The sequence below is a fragment of the Armatimonadota bacterium genome, assembly GCA_023511795.1.
Lineage (GTDB): Bacteria > Armatimonadota > UBA5829 > DTJY01 > DTJY01 > JAIMAU01.
Map to the genome: position 1 here is coordinate 13,644 of JAIMAU010000008.1, position 15,556 is coordinate 29,199.

Consider the following 15,556-nt stretch of genomic DNA (forward strand, 5'->3'; position numbering starts at 1 on the left):
GTTCTGGCCAATTGTATTCTACTTTAAAATACGAAGTTAACTTTCAAAATATTTTCATCTGGCTTGCATCTCTAAATCTATCAGACTGAATACTTCGAAGCGCATTTCGAAATATCTAAGCGTGATTTTATGACTATAACGTTATTTTAAGTTTGACGATCTTCGGCTTGCTAAAACTTGACGCAGATTGCTACTGTGATTATAATCTTGCAGACCGCGAGGCTAAATACGACCAATTCCAGGAGCGAATTTTTGCAGGCTGTCAAAAATAGTCCGTATCTTTCAGTAGTCATCCCGGCTTACAATGAGGAGGCAAGAATAACTGATACCCTCCTGCACGTTGTTGAATACCTTGATGCTCAGCCCTATACTTTTGAGGTCTTGGTAGTTGATGACGGCAGCACTGACAACACGCTTTCCGCTGTTCAAAAGTTTGCAGAAAGCAGGCCTTCTGTTAGAATTATTCACTACAAACCAAATCGCGGCAAGGGCTATGCTGTCCGAGTTGGTGTTCTTGCAGCCGAGGGTGAGTATGTTTTATTCGCGGATGCTGATTTAGCGACCCCAATAGAAGAACTGGGTGCTTTCTGGGAGCATATATCTGCAGGCGTTGACGTGGTAATTGCATCTCGGCCGCTGAAAGAATCTAGGCTGGTTCAACGCCAGCCATTCTACCGCGAGTGGGCAGGCCGAGCATTCAACCATGTTGTAAGAATATTTGCAGTTCGAGGCATTCATGACACTCAATGTGGATTCAAGCTTTTTCGCCGCGATGTCGCCAGGGAGGTGTTCTCACGCTGCACACTGGAAGGCTTCTCATTCGATATAGAGGTTCTCCACTTAGCGCAGCGGCTGGGTTATTTGATTGTAGAGGCTCCCGTTCGCTGGTACCACCGAGAGGGGTCAAAGGTTAGGCTCCTTCATGATGGCATGAAAATGATGGTGGATATAATTAGATTGCGATGGAGACATCGTCGGCTGAATCGGTGCTCGTGCAATGAAGACTGATGAGCTTGCTAAGATGCATGCTTTCGATAAAACGCATTGGTGGTTTCTTGGACGTCGCTATTTGCTACGTTCGATGCTCCCCATGCTTGGCCAGCCTGATGATCTAATCCTCGACGCTGGATGCGGCACGGGGCTTGCGGCAAGCGAGCTCAGCTCTCTTGGCAAGGTTGTCGCCATGGATGTTTGCGATGAAGTCTTCAAACTTAAAGAATGGAGGACGATTGGAGTTCCGTGTGTTGGTTCTGTCTTGGAAATCCCTTTCCGAGACTCCAGCTTTGATTTAGTCGTTGCGCTTGATGTATTGGAACACGTTGCTGACGATAACATGGCGATTCGCGAGCTCTACCGCGTGTGCAAACCCGGTGGGATTGCCCTAATAACAGTTCCCGCATACCAATGGCTTTGGAGTTCGCATGACGAAGCAATCGGCCATAAAAGGAGATACTCTGCTACATTGTTGGCTCGTTGTGTTACCAATGCCGGATTTGGTGTTCGAAAGCTTTCTTATGCTGTGTCTAGCGTTCTTGTGCTAGCAATTGCATTCAGGTTTGCACGTCGTATCATCGGTAAGCGGTCTAGGGAAAGCGATTTAGCTCCAACACCACATCTGATAAACAAAGTTTTGGCAATACTAATGGGCGCCGAAGCTTTTCTTCTCCGATATATAAGTCTGCCATTCGGCCTATCGGTTCTTGTGATTGCAGAGAAGCCACAGCAGATAGAGGTCGAATAGATGAGTTGGTGGGACGTTTTTCGAGTCGCTGTTGGTTTTCTGGCTCTCGGTATTATTACCTATGCTTGGGCTGTCGAACCAGTTCTTATTAAAATTACCCGACGTGAGATTGAGATTCCTGCCCTCCCATCGGCACTCGCTGGCGTTAAGATTTGTCATCTCTCAGATTTGCACGTCGCAGGCTACGGGCGCATAGAACGTGCGCTGAGAAAGGTGCTCATGCAAATCGAAGCAGATATTTGCGTAATCACTGGTGACATAGTCGCCACTAGGGGTGGAATTCCGGTTCTAGCGAAGGTTTTGGAAGGGTTTTCGCCAAAGCACGGAATTTTTGGGGTGTTGGGGAATGGCGAGCATGATCCAACGATGCCTGGCGTCGAAACTGCTAAGGATTTGCGTAAGCTTGGCATACAAGTTCTTGTGAATGAGTCAGCTTCCATCTCAATTAATGGTTCGGAAGTTCAAATTGTCGGCGTAGATGATCCTTTCCTTGGGTTAGATGACGTCAAAGAAGCGTTCGCAGGTCTTGGGAAAGGCAGTCTGCGGATACTTCTCGCGCATTCGCCAGATGTTTTAAAGAGCTTGGGGGAGCATTCCGTAGACATAATTTTTGCGGGGCACACCCACGGCGGGCAAATTCGCGTGCCCTTTTTCGGCGTTGTCTGGACTCATTGCCGCTACAATTTACGCATTGCATCCGGGTACTTTGGGCCTGAGGCGATTTCTCTGAAAGTTGGCCGCAATCTCCAGACAAGAATTTACGTGAGCCGGGGTATATCAGGCAGTGGGATACGTGCAAGATTTCTATGTCGCCCGGAAGTGGCTATTCTTACGCTCAAGCCAGAGGCCTCCACATTAGCAAGTTAGTTTTTCAGCCAACAGCGTAAACTAGTAAATGTTCTAGTTTACAAAATGAGAAAAAACCTTCAAAATGGTTTTGATGGTATTGCAACCCTAGAAACATATTCGCCGTCAAATAAGTGAAGGTCTTAAGTCTAAGCGTTCACAAAGGAGGTGCATTAGTTAATATAACAGCATACGGTCAGAAAGGCAGGTGCGAGCAATGCTTGAGAAGCGTCGCGTGGACCTGATCTTTCCTCGGAGCGGCCAAATTATCCCCATTTACGTTCCCGAAGCGATGGTAGAATGGGTAGCAAGACGCAATATTCAAATTCTTTTTTCATTATATGGTAGAGACGCTCTGAGAGCTTGCAGGGACCACGTGCGTAATGTAATGTTGTTTCCTTCTTGAAATCATAGCCGATGGGCCCTCTGTTGGGATAAGATTTGAAGTTCTTTCCTAATGGAGGGCCTTTCGGCTTTTCTACCACTGCCTTTGACAAAGCCTTGTGCCTCCCTTATAATCGAATCAGACAGCTGTATTTCAAGTTTATGTTGGCCACTGGGAAAACGGATAAATGGAGGAATTTATGCAAAAATCACTTGCAGCATGCATGGCAGCAATTTTATTGGTAATCTTGCTTTGTTCGCAAGGTGCTGCTCAATACGAAGAACAGCCAAGCAAGATTAGTATTAAAGTTGGCATGTTTCGGCCTTCAAGTGAGAACCTGAGGGCGGGCGGCGGCTCATTATGGAAGTCTTTTGGCATTGATTATGTTCTTGCTTTCGATGAAATGTCTAAGCCGGTGACATATATAACTCTGGACCGAACGGCTCAAGACGATTATGCACTGACGGCGAGCATAATGCCCATAACATATACAAGGCTTTGGCGAACCGGAACATCCTCCTCAAAGCCGTTTTATTTTGGCGCAGGGGTTGGAATTAGTTTTTTGGATATAAAAGAATACCCCGTTCATCCTCCATTTGTGCCAGCCGACGAGAAAAAAACCTCATTTGTCATTAACGGCATAGTAGGATATGAATTCAGCGAAAGCTTTTTTGCTGAGCTTAGATATATGAAAGCCGGCAAGGTAGCCGATATTGACTTCAGCGGCATGACGCTTTACTTTGGTGTTAAGAATCTATTCTGATATTGCTCAGAGTGTTTCTTTATGAACCAGATCTTCCAGGGAGCGTCTAGGTGGCCGCTGAGGTTCCTCGGCAGCATAACCTATAGGAATCATGGCAACTGGTAGTATAGATGGTGGGGCTTTGACAACTTGCGCAACCGCTTTTGGGTCGAATGCCCCCACCCATACAGTAGCGAGTCCAAGGGCAGTCGCAGCTAGCTGGCAATATGCTGCTGCTATGGTAGCATCTTGGATGGAGTAAAGTTCTGCCCCACGTTTTCCATACTTGCTTGCTGATTGCATTGGATTTGCGCAGAAAACTAATGTTAGTGGCGCCTGTGCTAAAAATTCTTGCCCAAATGCCGCTTGAGCCAGTTCTGCTCGTCGTTGTGCTTCTTTTACCAGCACCACTTCATACGCCTGAAGATTGCCTGCAGATGGGGCGATGTTGATAGTTTCTAAGATTAGATTTAACTTATCATCTTCCACCTCACGAGTTTCGAACTTCCGTACAGACTTTCTTTCTTTTACTGCAACGAAGAATTCCATATTCTTGCCTCCTGCTGTTTGCTTTTTGCAAAATCTACTTTGCGAACAATTTTATGTCAATATCTTTCCCATCGCCAGTTTTGTTTTACTAGTTTTGGTCCGATAAGAACGAAAATTAGTAATACTATGCAATCCAAGACTTACCATCAAACTGTTCATTTTTATACCCTTCTAACACATGATATAGAACATGGGTCTCTAAGGTGTTTAAAAGAGCAACATAGCATCAATCGTGTTTTGAAGCGATACATGCAGCGTATAAGGCCAGTATTTAGATAAGTTGTGGCAGGGAAGTTTTTGAAAAATAAAAAGCCCCGATTGCTTCGGGGCTTTTGCGATTTTATGATATCTAAAAAATTGTTAGATGAGATATCATTTGCAATTTTGGTTATTATTTAGTCAGCACTACTCCCTTAAACTTGGGCTCAAGTTTTGAAATATCAACACCCATTTCGTTCAAAATAGTTGGTGCAATATCGCGCTGATGGCCATCCCTTTTTAGTGATTTTACGTTCGATGCGAGAAAAACATAAGGGGCATTGCTGTGGCTCGTCTTGCCTTCGTCGAACCCATGGTCAGCAGTTACAAAAATCATAGTCTTGTCATAAACGCCAAGGTCTTTTAGTTTCTTTACTATCTCACCCAACCACTTGTCGCAAGCGATTATTGCATCATTGTGCTCCTTCGAATTCTCACCGTGATTGTGGCCAGTATGATCAGGATCGCTGAAGTGGTAGAAAGCGAAGAATCGGCCTTTTCCATATTTGTCCAGATAGTTAATCATAAGAGGACCATTTACTTCGCACGTTCGGCTTTTTTCGCCATCCCAGATATCTATATTTTTGCTGACATGGAAAAATGGCTCGCCATCAGTATTTTGAATTATCGCATTTAATCTCTGTACTTGGGCTTTTCTCTTCTGTTGTGCTTGGGCGGCAGCATCAGGATCGGCTATACCAGTCTTGTTATTGGGCTTGTTCCGAGCTTTAATTTTTTCAAGTTGAGCCTTTGCTTGTGCGATTTGCTCGGGAGTGGATGGAGGGCATGAACCGATATGATGGGTCTTGCCTGTTACCATAATAGTAGCGATGTTGTCGTCACCAAACTGCTTTTCAAGGCGCTCAAATATGGATAGGCCTGCAGGTATGGCTTTGAACTTGGAGTTGCTCATTACGCCTGTGACATCGGGATCATAACCGGTGAGCATCTGTGTATGGCCCGCCTTGGTGTCGGTATTATGGCCACTTATGTCAATTTTGACCATATTACCCTCGGAGATTAGTTTAGCGAGGTTTGGCAGTTCATTTCGAGAAAAACACTCATTTAAGTGGTCTTTCTGCACGCCATCCCATGAGAACAGAATTGCATTTCTCTGGCTTGGCGGGGTTGCTGGGTTAAAGCAGAACCCAGGCAAGCACAAAGCGACAAGCAACAGGATAAGAAGCACAAAACGGGATTTCCTCAAGGTTTCCTCCTCCTCTTTCTTGATTTTTTACCAGCCCTTGTAGACGAATAAGCCAGTAAATTGTTCATACTTTCATTAAACGATATTCGTGAAAATCCTTCCGAATGACAATTGCATTTCAACAGTGTTGCGTATCCTAAATCCAAACGTCTTCGGGCTGTCTCAATTAAGCATTGAAAATTGGGTAAGAATACGTTGCATAAAGCTTATAAATGGAAAAAAGCGGCAAAGTGAAGTGCTTAGCTATCGTTGCTCATCCTGATGACGAGGCTATATGGATGGGCGGTACAATATTGAGACATCGTGACTGGGAGTGGCACATTCTTAGCTTGTGCCGGGCTGGTGATCCCGACCGTGAGCCTCGTTTTTGGCATGCGGCGCGGGAATTTGGTGCAAGAGCCGGGATATCCAATCTCGACGATAGCCCAGCCCTAGCAGAGCTATCGCAGGATTTGCTTGAAATAAAAGTTCGCATTAAGAGTTTTGCTTCTGAAGTTTACGATTTAATTTTTACACATGGCGAGAACGGCGAGTATGAGCGTCATATTCGCCATGAGCAGATTCATCGCGCTGTAAGCAACATGGTGGCTAAAGGCGAGCTCAAAGGGATTCTTACATGCTTTGCATACATTAATGGCTGGCCTGATATGTTGGCGCCAATTATTGTGCATCTTACCGAGGCAGAGCATGCCGCAAAACGCCGCATTATTCACGATATTTACGGCTTTGGCTCGGAAAGCTTTGAGTTCAAAGCTGCTGGGCCAATAGAAGCATTTCGATATTGCCAAGAGGAAGCTAATGAAAATCCTATTGCTCTATGAGTACCCACCACCTCCGGCTGGACTTGCTACGCAAGGGGATTTGCTTTACCGCGGTCTTCGTGAACTAGGCGCGGATTGTATGCCAGCGCCGAGGTCCGGCTCTCTGCAAAAGGAGTGGCTCTACAAATGCTATAGGCCAGATGTAGTTATAGGCGTTGGCTGGTGGGGACAATTGCCTGAGCTTGTGATGCATCCACAAAGATTTGGCATACAAGCGGTTCCATGGCTTGTAGCAGATGGGTGGGTTGCCAACTATCAGGATGTGTTGAATGCTTTACCCCTAATTCTTACTACAAGCAAATGGGTAGCCGAAACCTATACGAGAGACGGTGTTTTACCTGAGCGCATGGTTGTTCAACCAATTGGCTGTGACATAGACTCATTCCGGCCTCTTTCGAAGGATAATCAACATGTGAAGGCGGTTCGCGAGGTTCTAGGGGTCAGGGATGATGAGAAGCTGATACTTACAATTGGTGGTGATGGGGCTAGCAAAGGAAGTCAGGAAATGATGAGAGCACTTGCCAAGATTGATAATGAATATCCGAATTGGCGATATGTCTGCAAAGTTTGGTCCCAGGAGCGCACAGAAAGACAGACCAAGATTGACCTAGCTCTTGCTGAAGAGCTAGGTATACGACATAAAGTTCTTTATATTGATGGCGTTCTATCTCGCGAATTCATGCCCTATCTTTACAATGCCTGTGATATCTACGCCGGCCCGAGCCGCCAGGAAGGTTTCGGCATGCCACATGTAGAGGCCCAGGCGTGCGGAAAACCTGTGTTGAGTGTGAACGCAATGGGCATAAAAGAAACAGTAATCCATGGCGAGACCGGCTTCATGGCTAAAGTGGGAGAATGGATTTCAATTACAGAAGGGGAGGTTGGCCCCAAAGAAGGTTTTCCAGAGCAGCGAGTCATTAAGTTCACGAAGCCCAAACTGATCGCAGTGCGTGCAGATGTGGAAGATTTGGCAAAATATACCTTATGCCTCTTAGCCGATGATAATTTGCGTGAAGAGATGGGTGCAACTGCTAGGCAGCATGTGGAGAAAAACTTTGATTATCGGGATGTTGCAAAGCGAGTATTAAAGTTGGTCAGCACAAAGCTTTCCCTACCAATGGCGGCATGATTTATATTGTTGTTCTTTGACACCAGCTCTCGGTAATTGGAGGAAAACAAAATGCGTTTCCTGCTATCAGGGGATTGTTGAGCGGAGACGTACTTTGAAATAGTTATTGCGACTTTGCTATATCAATTTTTCATGGAATTTTACCTTGGGGTCATGGTGTTTAAGGCGGGTGTTTCAAAATGGCAAAATCAGATGCTATGAAAATCGAGAATGCTGAAGTTTTAATTGAGGAAGCATTTGACAAGGCGAAAATTGCACTTGACAAGTGTTCCACGCCAAATGGGATTTTTGCTTCTCCCACATACTACAATGCCGTTTATGCCCGCGATGCTCTAATCGCTTCTCTTGGAGGACTGGTCTCAGGCGAGGAGCGGTTTCTTCGTCAATGGTTGAAGACTATGGATACCCTAATGGATAGGCAGTCAACAAGCGGCCAGATACCTAATTGTGTAGATACGTTTATTCCGACGCGTCCAAGGCTTGTGGCTTTTGGGGCAGCCGATGCTTCACTCTGGTTTATCCTAACACTTGCTTATGCGGAGCGACTTTTTGAAACCGAATTCTCGGAATTTCACCAGGCGGCTGAGCGCGCGCTGGTTTGGCTGGAGTATCAGGATGCTCATGAGGAAGGCTTAATTGAACAGCAAGAGGCAACCGACTGGATGGATATCACTGCCAATCGTGGGCACGTTCTCTATACGAACGTTCTTTGGTTTGCGGTCTTGGAGTTGAGGCGCGATATTAAGAAAGCGCATCTTGTTCGTGAAGCAATAAATGGGTTTCTTTGGAGTGATGAGAAAGGTTATTTTCTTCCTTGGTCGTGGAAGCAAGAACGCGGAGAGTGGTTTGATACTACAGCAAACGCATTTGCCATAGCATTTGGCCTTGCAGATCCCGAGCAGACTGAAAGCATCCTCAATTACTTGTTCAAGCACCGACTGGATGAGCCTTATCCGGTTAGGGCAATTCATCCTCCAATTAAGCCAGGCGATAAAGATTGGCGCGATTATTATATAACCGAGCACGAGTTAAATAGGCCGAATCAGTATCATAATGGGGGTATATGGCCTTGGGTGGGTGGACTTTATGTTGCCGCTCTTGTTCGGGCAGGACATATGGAGCGAGCTAAAGAAACGCTTATTCGGTTGGCGATGGCAAACAAACTAGGCCGCGAACAAGAATGGGAGTTCAACGAATGGCTTCATGGTGTTACTGGCGAACCAAGAGGAGCGGCATACCAAGCATGGTCGGCTGGAATGTATTTGTATGCTTATTCATGTGTTAAAGAAGGTCACGAACCTGTCTTTTCAGTGCTCGAATCCAAGGAATGCCAGCTTTGGCATAATACAAACCTCGGCAACCAAAACTCATAACCTCAATTGCATCTTAATTGCAAACCCTGCAGGAATCTATTTAATCCTCATCGTATGCTTTTTGGGGAACTTTTTCTAGGAGAAAATTATGGGACTTCTTGAGTTGGAAAATTGGGAGAAATCTAGGGAGCGGTTTGAGGCGTGGTGGCATGGAGAGGTAATTGACCGCCCGTTGCTTCAGGTAATTGCTCCAAAAAAAGATGCGCCGAATGAACCTGTGCCCACATATTCTAGCCAGGAGGAAAAATGGCTTGACCCTGACTACCGAATTCGCCTTTTTGAATGGGAGTTGAGTCGAACCTATTTTGCCGGGGATGCTTTTCCTTATTTAGATACGCATATCGGTCCGGGGACGCTATCTCTCTACCTCGGCGCAAAACCCGTGTTTACCGACCGCACGGTGTGGTATCACAAGTGCATTGATGATGTCACTACTACTATAGTACCGACTTTCAATGAGAATAATCCATACTGGCAGGCTAGCCTCAGAATAGCTCAGGAAGGTGTGAAGCGGCTTGAGGGGCGTGCGCTGGTATCTTTTCCGGATTTGATTGAAAATTTAGATACGATTGCTTCGTTAATTGGTACTCGCGAGCTACTCACAGCTTTGGTTGATTGTCCGGAGAAGATTCATGAGTTCCAACGCGCAATTCTTCCACTGTATATTGAGTATCACAAAAAACTTTATGAAATTATTAGAGACGAGATTGGCGGTTCGTGTTTCTCTGCATTTCGGATTTATGGCAAAGGGCGAATTGCTAAACTTCAGTGTGATTTCAGTGCAATGATTTCTACTAAAATGTTTGAAGAGTTTGTTGCCCCATATTTATGCGAACAGTGCCGTCAGCTCGACCACACGGTTTATCATTGGGATGGTCCATGTGCACTTCAACATGAAGGCCCCTTGCTGGCAATAAAGGAGCTAGAAGCAATCCAATGGACGCCAGGGGCAGGACAGCCCGGATGTGGAGACCCTGTATGGTATACCCTCTATCACCGCATCCGTAAAGCTGGGAAGTCGCTCATGCTTCTAGGCGTCACACCATCAGAGGCACAGGCTCTTGTCGAAGAGTTCGGCCCTGAAGGCCTCGATTTGGTGGTGTTTGTTCCGAGCCAAGAGGAAGCAGACGAACTTGTTCGTCAGTCATTCAAATGGCGTAGGATTGCATAGTTTGCTTCATAGGAGCACCAGGGCGCCAGTAAAGTAGCTCCTCATTTTCGAAGTTTTCGTTAACTTAAAAGCGCATTTTGTAAGCCTTTTTGCACAGTACCCAGATGCTTGACGGACAAGTCTATGGAATAGAGTGAGTCAGAGGCTTGACAAAACTTTCAAGAAGTGATATACTTACGACAAAACGGCGATATTTCTGTGATTTAGAACCAGCTGGACGCAAAAATTAACTGAAAGTTGTGGAGTATGCGTAGGGCGCTCATTTAAGGCGGGGAGCTGCTACCCAACGGAAAGGAAACATCAATGGACAATGAAAACAGGTCGCCGGATGGTCAAGAAGAAGCGGTAATCGGGCTTACAAAACGCGAAATTGAGGTTCTGCAACTAGTTCTTGAGGGCAAGTCAAGTAAAGAAGTAGCCGCCATTCTCTGCTGTAGCAAGCGAACTGTTGACTTCCACCTTGCACGAATATACGATAAATTGAATGTTTCAAATAGGGTTCAGGCGATGCGCCGCTGTGCTGGGCTTGGCTTGATACCCATGGGCGGCAATGGTGGAAACGGACGTGAAGAAGTAGGCTGAAAAGCTTTTATATCTATTAAAACGCGCCTGCAGGTAAGATGTGGTAGGTTTTTGGGGTGAAATGTTGCTAATTTTCACCGGACTGAAGACAGAGAAAATTTCAGTCCGGTTTTTTATAGCTTGACTTGCCAATACATTTGAATTATTAAGAGTAGGAATTCAAACCTCTTTGAGTAATTTTATCCTGATGAGTGCTCTGGTAAACGTTTGCATAGTCGTTTATAACGGTGTATAACTTAATGAGCGAGAAAGATAATGGCTCGGGACAGGTTCACATCCGCAGTAACAGCAATAGTTGGCGCTTCGGTTATTAGCATTTTATATTGGTATAACAAGCAATCACCGGTAGATGAAAAATACCTAATAACAAATATTGGTGCATTGTTTTGGGTACCAATTTTGATTGTGATGCTCTTTTTGCGCCAAGAGCCATCTTTGTTTGGGTTTACGCCCGGAGATATTGGCCGTGGTATTCGCTATTCAATTATTCTTTTTGTAGTGGTATTGCCTTTCCTCATAATTGCGTCAAGGATGCATCAATTTCAATCATACTATCCGCTCCAGCCACGTATTGTTTATGATGCAGTGTATTTTGGTTACTTTGAGCTTGCATATGGGATGTACCTATTTTGCTGGGAATTTTTCTTCCGGGGATTTCTGCTTTTCGGTCTTTCTAGGACTATTGGTTTCTGGGCAGTGTTTGTGCAAGCCGCTACTTTTGGTATTATGCATATGGGGAAGCCTGCGCCTGAGGTGGCAGCTTCTTTTGTTGCTGGGGTGGCGCTTGGAGTAGTTGCCCTCAGGTCAAGATCGTTTTTACCGTGTTTCCTAGCCCACTGGGCTAGCGCAGTTCTTTTTGATGTGCTAATCATCATAGGTAAAAAAGGAAGCTTTTTCTAGCCAATAATTAAAGAGATAAGGAGGGGGGATGGGTTTGGCTCAAGTGAAAAATGCAAATTTAAAAACCAGCGTCGAAAATGTATCAGGAGTTCCGGTATTAAAAGTAGCTGGTGAAATAGACCTTTACACCTCGCCCGATTTTAAATCTGCTATCATTTCAACAATAGATTCGGGAGCAAAAGACATTATTATTGATCTTACAGATGTTAGCTATATGGACAGCGGTGGCTTTGGCGTACTTCTTGGAGCTGTTCGCAAAGTCAAGCCACTTGGTGGAAGCATAAATCTTGTGGGGTGCGGTGAAAATATCCGTCGAATATTGAGCATTACCCGGCTTGATACAATATTCAAGCTGTTTGCAAGCGTGGACGAAGCTGTAAAAGCGATAAAGGGTTAGTAGCTCCTTAGCAAGGCGATGGCTTTGCCAATTATCCTGTAGTCTTTGCCGCGAAGGGGTATTGGCTCATAAGCTGGGTTTGCGGGAAGGAGGGTAATTTCTCCGTTTTCGGAGCGCAAACGCTTTACTGTTGCCTCTTCGCCGATAAGCACAGCAACGAGGTCGCCATTTTCGGCAGTCTGTTGGGGACGAATAACTACTAGGTCACCTGGCATTATATGCTCCTCAATCATGCTATCTCCTTTGACCCTCAGGAGGAATGCATTTTCAGTATTCCTTAGCATTGCCCGCGGAACTGGTAGCTCCCCTTCGATGTTCTCAACAGCAAGCAATGGTTCTCCTGCTGCTATCGCTCCTATCAAAGGCAGGCGAATATATGCATCTTCTTCCTTTACTTTGGGTTGTCGTAAGATTGTGATGCTTCGAGATGTATGTTCCCGTCTGATATAACCCTTTCGTTCTAAAGCCTCTAAATGAATCGTTACACCTCTTAGGCTCTTAATACCGACTCCCGCACAAATCTCGCGTATGGATGGCGGATATCCATGTTTCTGAACATATCTAGTCAAAAAATTTAGGACAATTTTTTGCCGTTCGGTCAATTGCTTAGCCATCGTGCTGCTCCTTTATATCTTTGCTTCTCGATTTTTGTAAGTATATAGCAGACCAATGTCTACGTCAACGATAACTTGCCTTGACCCTATTTCGCCTGTAGTGTATTCTAGACTGGAAATTCCATTGGGCTTTTGAAATACTGGAAAACTCATTTTGGTGGAAGGCGAAGGTGAGAAAAGAGTTCGGTTTCACCTTCCACAAGCAAGCGTTCTGGTAAGGGGCAGGAGATAATTATGGATAAAATGGAGAGAATCCGCGAGCTGCGGGCAGAGGACAAAAAGCTAAAGGAGTATGGTTTACTCGACCCCCCATCGAGGGATGGAGGTTATACCCATCGCGATCGTTTTAGACGCACAATGCACTTCCAGGGGGTTGACCGCGTGCCAAATCATGAGTTTGGATATTGGAATGAAACTCTTAAGCGCTGGCATGACGAAGGACTCCCAAAGGAGGTTGATTCGAACGAGGCTGCGGACGTCTTCTTTGGCTTCGATCCAACTCTTTCTGTGCCGATGGATTACAGCTGGCGTCCACCCTTTGAGCATTTGGTTTTGGAGGAGACCGATAGATATCGAATAGTTCGCGGCGGTGATGGCATTAAGTGCATGGTCTATAAGGATGGTTCGTCAAGTATACCTCATTACATTGAGTTCCCTATAAAAGATAGGGAATCCTGGGAGGATATAAAGCGTCGTTTAAACCCAAACGACCCAGCACGTTATGCTTTCGATTGGGAAGGCATTGGGAAATCTTTTAAGGAGAGCAATGTCCCAGTTGGAATCGGAATAGGCTCGCTTTTTGGTTGGATTCGCAACTGGATGGGTTTCGAAGGCGTATCCCTGGCATGCTACGACGACCCTGAGCTTATTCAGGACATAATGGAGCACATAACCGTTTTGGTCACGACGCTTCTAGAGCATGCGCTACAATATGTGGAGCCAGATTTTGCACTTGGTTGGGAAGACATGGCATTCAATCATGGGCCGATTATCTCACCGCGGATGTTTAGGGAATGGATGACGCCTAGGTACAAGCGAATCACCGATTTGCTAAGGAAGCATGGAGTGGACGTTGTAATTGTAGATTGCGATGGGAACATTAACTCTTTGGTGGAGCACTGGCTGGAAGGTGGCGTAAATTGTATGTTTCCTTTAGAAATTAATTCCGGTTCCGATCCCGTTGCGCTCCGCGAGAAATTTGGTAAAAGGGTGCTTCTTGCCGGGGGTGTGGACAAAATTCAGCTTGCAAAAGGAAAGAAAGAGATCGAGCGGGAGTTGGAGCGGATTCGGAAGACCGTCGAGTCAGGTGGATATATTCCACACGTGGACCACAGATGCCCACCTGATGTATCATATGATAACTATCTTCACTATTTGAAAGTGAAGAAATACCTATTTGGGTTGTAAAATATTCTCAGCCCAGCGGATTATTTTGATGCGTGCAGTAAAATTTGCTCTGCTAATACTCACCTTTGTTGCTGTCGGCGTTGGCGGCTTCACGTTCGGCAACTGGCTACTTGATAGATGGGGTGGGGGCAGCAAAGCTGAGGAGATACGGTGGGTTGATGAATATCAAGGACTAGGCGAGCGTTCTGGTACAAGCACAGCTCTCAAGATTCAAGCTGAACCTAGTTCACTTACTGTTCGTGCTGGCCAGCCAATCCGCATAACCATTCGGCTAACAAACTACAGTCAGCGGCGGCTGACGCTAAATGCCTGGCTTGAGCCATATCCCGCCTACTTTCGGAGTAACCAATTCCCATTAAAAGTTTTTATTCTAAAATCAGGAAAGCCCATTCGATTCAAGGGTAATGCTACTATTCTTCCACCTCATACGAAATACGATTTCTTTTATCTGGAGCCAGGTGCAACCCGGAGTGTTAATATTAATTTGGCAAGTGGCTTCAGGGGTGGAAAATGGGATTTCTCTGAGCCGGGCGAGTATGAAGTTTATCTGTGGTATGAAACATATCTGACCGGGCGTTCGATTGGATTGGATGCTTGGACGGGCCGTACGAACGCTGTGTGTGTTAAAATAAGGATAATTGCTTCCTAAGCCGCGATTTGATGGTTGTAGTTTTTAATTTCCTTCTACTCATACGCCGAGGGCTGCCGATGGTAAAAATGGCAGCCCTCGTGTGTACTGCTTGCTCTGTATTAAAAGTGTTCGCTAGTTCAAATCAATAATTATTTGCCGGTTTCCTCTTGGTTTTCTTCGTCAGAATCGGACGAAGTACACTGCCAGTTGTCGCAGTCTAGGCGTGAGCAGTAAAACATCTTTTTTGTAGATCCGTCGGTGAAAAGCACGTCTGCTATGTGCGCATGCTTGCACCGTAAGCACATTATCGGATCGATGACATTTACTATTCTTAGTTCGGTATCAGGTCTAGTCACTTTTCACTCTCACATTCATTTGACTTCTGCAAGGCGGGCACTGCTTGGTTTGACGCCAGTTGCTGTTGGTCCTGGAATTTTTCTTATTCTCGTCAGAGCCTGACCCTCGGAAGTGCAGAATCTAAAAAGGTTTGCAATTGACTTCACTCTAAGCAGGCCGTCAATCTGATTATTTTCTGCAATTAAATTTAAGTTTCCATAGTGCGCTTGGAACACTCGAGCCATTTTTGCAAGTGGGCTCAAACTGTTCGCATTCTGCCATACTGCACGTTTGAGATTTATCATAACATGAAAATGTCCAGCGCGAATAAGTTTGTTTAAGATGTCTTCAAGCTTACTGAGGGTTTGCTTGTTGATGTCACCTACGAGATCCACGACGGGGACGCCGGCGTAGTTCCGCAGTGCGATGCTGAACTCAGAATTTGCCATCCAAACACCTCACCGGAG

18 protein-coding genes are annotated in these 15,556 nt (G+C 45.6%); 13 read left to right on the forward strand and 5 right to left on the reverse strand.

Annotated features, from left to right (window positions below):
* The first annotated feature begins 252 nt into the window (after positions 1 to 252).
* The 4 genes from K6T99_08425 (at position 253) to K6T99_08440 (ending at position 3,735) form a co-directional block, all read left to right on the forward strand.
* The gene (locus K6T99_08425) at positions 253 to 1,008 is read left to right on the forward strand and encodes a glycosyltransferase family 2 protein (GenBank protein ID MCL6519843.1); all 756 of its coding nucleotides are present in this window, start codon (positions 253 to 255) and stop codon (positions 1,006 to 1,008) included.
* Positions 998 to 1,741, forward strand: coding sequence for a class I SAM-dependent methyltransferase (locus K6T99_08430; GenBank protein MCL6519844.1), 744 nt, complete (start codon positions 998 to 1,000; stop codon positions 1,739 to 1,741). The genes K6T99_08425 and K6T99_08430 overlap by 11 nt, the downstream gene beginning before the upstream one ends.
* On the forward strand, positions 1,742 to 2,608 hold the full coding sequence (locus tag K6T99_08435; protein ID MCL6519845.1) for a metallophosphoesterase: 867 nt from the start codon (positions 1,742 to 1,744) through the stop codon (positions 2,606 to 2,608).
* 563 nt (positions 2,609 to 3,171) lie between these two features.
* Positions 3,172 to 3,735 carry a hypothetical protein gene (locus K6T99_08440; protein MCL6519846.1) on the forward strand — a complete coding sequence of 188 codons (564 nt, stop codon included), beginning with the start codon at positions 3,172 to 3,174 and terminating at the stop codon, positions 3,733 to 3,735.
* A gap of 6 nt (positions 3,736 to 3,741) precedes the next feature.
* Here the strand turns inward: K6T99_08440 and K6T99_08445 are convergent, their stop codons facing one another.
* Together K6T99_08445 and K6T99_08450 are read right to left on the reverse strand one after the other, a co-directional pair.
* Positions 3,742 to 4,263 carry a nitroreductase family protein gene (locus K6T99_08445; GenBank protein MCL6519847.1) on the reverse strand — a complete coding sequence of 174 codons (522 nt, stop codon included), beginning with the start codon at positions 4,261 to 4,263 and terminating at the stop codon, positions 3,742 to 3,744.
* A 391-nt stretch (positions 4,264 to 4,654) separates the two neighbouring features.
* Positions 4,655 to 5,728 carry an alkaline phosphatase family protein gene (locus K6T99_08450; protein MCL6519848.1) on the reverse strand — a complete coding sequence of 358 codons (1,074 nt, stop codon included), beginning with the start codon at positions 5,726 to 5,728 and terminating at the stop codon, positions 4,655 to 4,657.
* A gap of 230 nt (positions 5,729 to 5,958) precedes the next feature.
* Here K6T99_08450 and K6T99_08455 point away from each other — a divergent pair, with 230 nt between their 5' ends.
* The 7 genes from K6T99_08455 (at position 5,959) to K6T99_08485 (ending at position 12,101) form a co-directional block, all read left to right on the forward strand.
* Complete coding sequence (locus K6T99_08455) at positions 5,959 to 6,549, forward strand: PIG-L family deacetylase (protein ID MCL6519849.1); 591 nt, start codon at positions 5,959 to 5,961, stop codon at positions 6,547 to 6,549.
* A complete protein-coding gene (locus K6T99_08460; GenBank protein MCL6519850.1) occupies positions 6,527 to 7,678 on the forward strand; it encodes a glycosyltransferase family 4 protein in 1,152 nt (383 codons plus the stop codon). The genes K6T99_08455 and K6T99_08460 overlap by 23 nt, the downstream gene beginning before the upstream one ends.
* Positions 7,679 to 7,857: 179 nt before the next feature.
* Positions 7,858 to 9,051, forward strand: coding sequence for a glycogen debranching protein (locus K6T99_08465; protein ID MCL6519851.1), 1,194 nt, complete (start codon positions 7,858 to 7,860; stop codon positions 9,049 to 9,051).
* Between the two features lie 88 nt (positions 9,052 to 9,139).
* Positions 9,140 to 10,222 carry a hypothetical protein gene (locus K6T99_08470; protein MCL6519852.1) on the forward strand — a complete coding sequence of 361 codons (1,083 nt, stop codon included), beginning with the start codon at positions 9,140 to 9,142 and terminating at the stop codon, positions 10,220 to 10,222.
* Positions 10,223 to 10,525: 303 nt separating this feature from the next.
* The gene (locus K6T99_08475; protein MCL6519853.1) at positions 10,526 to 10,804 is read left to right on the forward strand and encodes a helix-turn-helix transcriptional regulator; all 279 of its coding nucleotides are present in this window, start codon (positions 10,526 to 10,528) and stop codon (positions 10,802 to 10,804) included.
* Positions 10,805 to 11,059: 255 nt separating this feature from the next.
* Positions 11,060 to 11,704 (forward strand): CPBP family intramembrane metalloprotease, encoded by a 645-nt coding sequence (locus K6T99_08480; protein MCL6519854.1) that lies wholly within the window; start codon positions 11,060 to 11,062, stop codon positions 11,702 to 11,704.
* A 34-nt stretch (positions 11,705 to 11,738) separates the two neighbouring features.
* On the forward strand, positions 11,739 to 12,101 hold the full coding sequence (locus K6T99_08485; protein MCL6519855.1) for an STAS domain-containing protein: 363 nt from the start codon (positions 11,739 to 11,741) through the stop codon (positions 12,099 to 12,101).
* Here K6T99_08485 and lexA read toward each other — a convergent pair.
* Positions 12,098 to 12,715 (reverse strand): transcriptional repressor LexA, encoded by a 618-nt coding sequence (lexA, locus tag K6T99_08490; protein MCL6519856.1) that lies wholly within the window; start codon positions 12,713 to 12,715, stop codon positions 12,098 to 12,100. The two genes, K6T99_08485 and lexA, sit on opposite strands and share 4 nt — an antisense overlap.
* A 243-nt stretch (positions 12,716 to 12,958) precedes the next feature.
* On the opposite strand from lexA, the gene K6T99_08495 reads away from it, so the two are divergent.
* Positions 12,959 to 14,122: a hypothetical protein gene (locus tag K6T99_08495; GenBank protein MCL6519857.1), complete on the forward strand. Its 1,164-nt coding sequence runs from the start codon at positions 12,959 to 12,961 to the stop codon at positions 14,120 to 14,122.
* Positions 14,123 to 14,150: 28 nt separating this feature from the next.
* Positions 14,151 to 14,771, forward strand: a complete 621-nt coding sequence (locus K6T99_08500) for a hypothetical protein (GenBank protein ID MCL6519858.1) — start codon at positions 14,151 to 14,153, stop codon at positions 14,769 to 14,771.
* A 131-nt stretch (positions 14,772 to 14,902) separates the two neighbouring features.
* Here the strand turns inward: K6T99_08500 and K6T99_08505 are convergent, their stop codons facing one another.
* Together K6T99_08505 and K6T99_08510 are read right to left on the reverse strand one after the other, a co-directional pair.
* Complete coding sequence (locus K6T99_08505; protein ID MCL6519859.1) at positions 14,903 to 15,109, reverse strand: hypothetical protein; 207 nt, start codon at positions 15,107 to 15,109, stop codon at positions 14,903 to 14,905.
* A gap of 15 nt (positions 15,110 to 15,124) precedes the next feature.
* The gene (locus tag K6T99_08510; protein MCL6519860.1) at positions 15,125 to 15,538 is read right to left on the reverse strand and encodes a hypothetical protein; all 414 of its coding nucleotides are present in this window, start codon (positions 15,536 to 15,538) and stop codon (positions 15,125 to 15,127) included.
* Between the last annotated feature and the right edge of the window lie 18 nt (positions 15,539 to 15,556).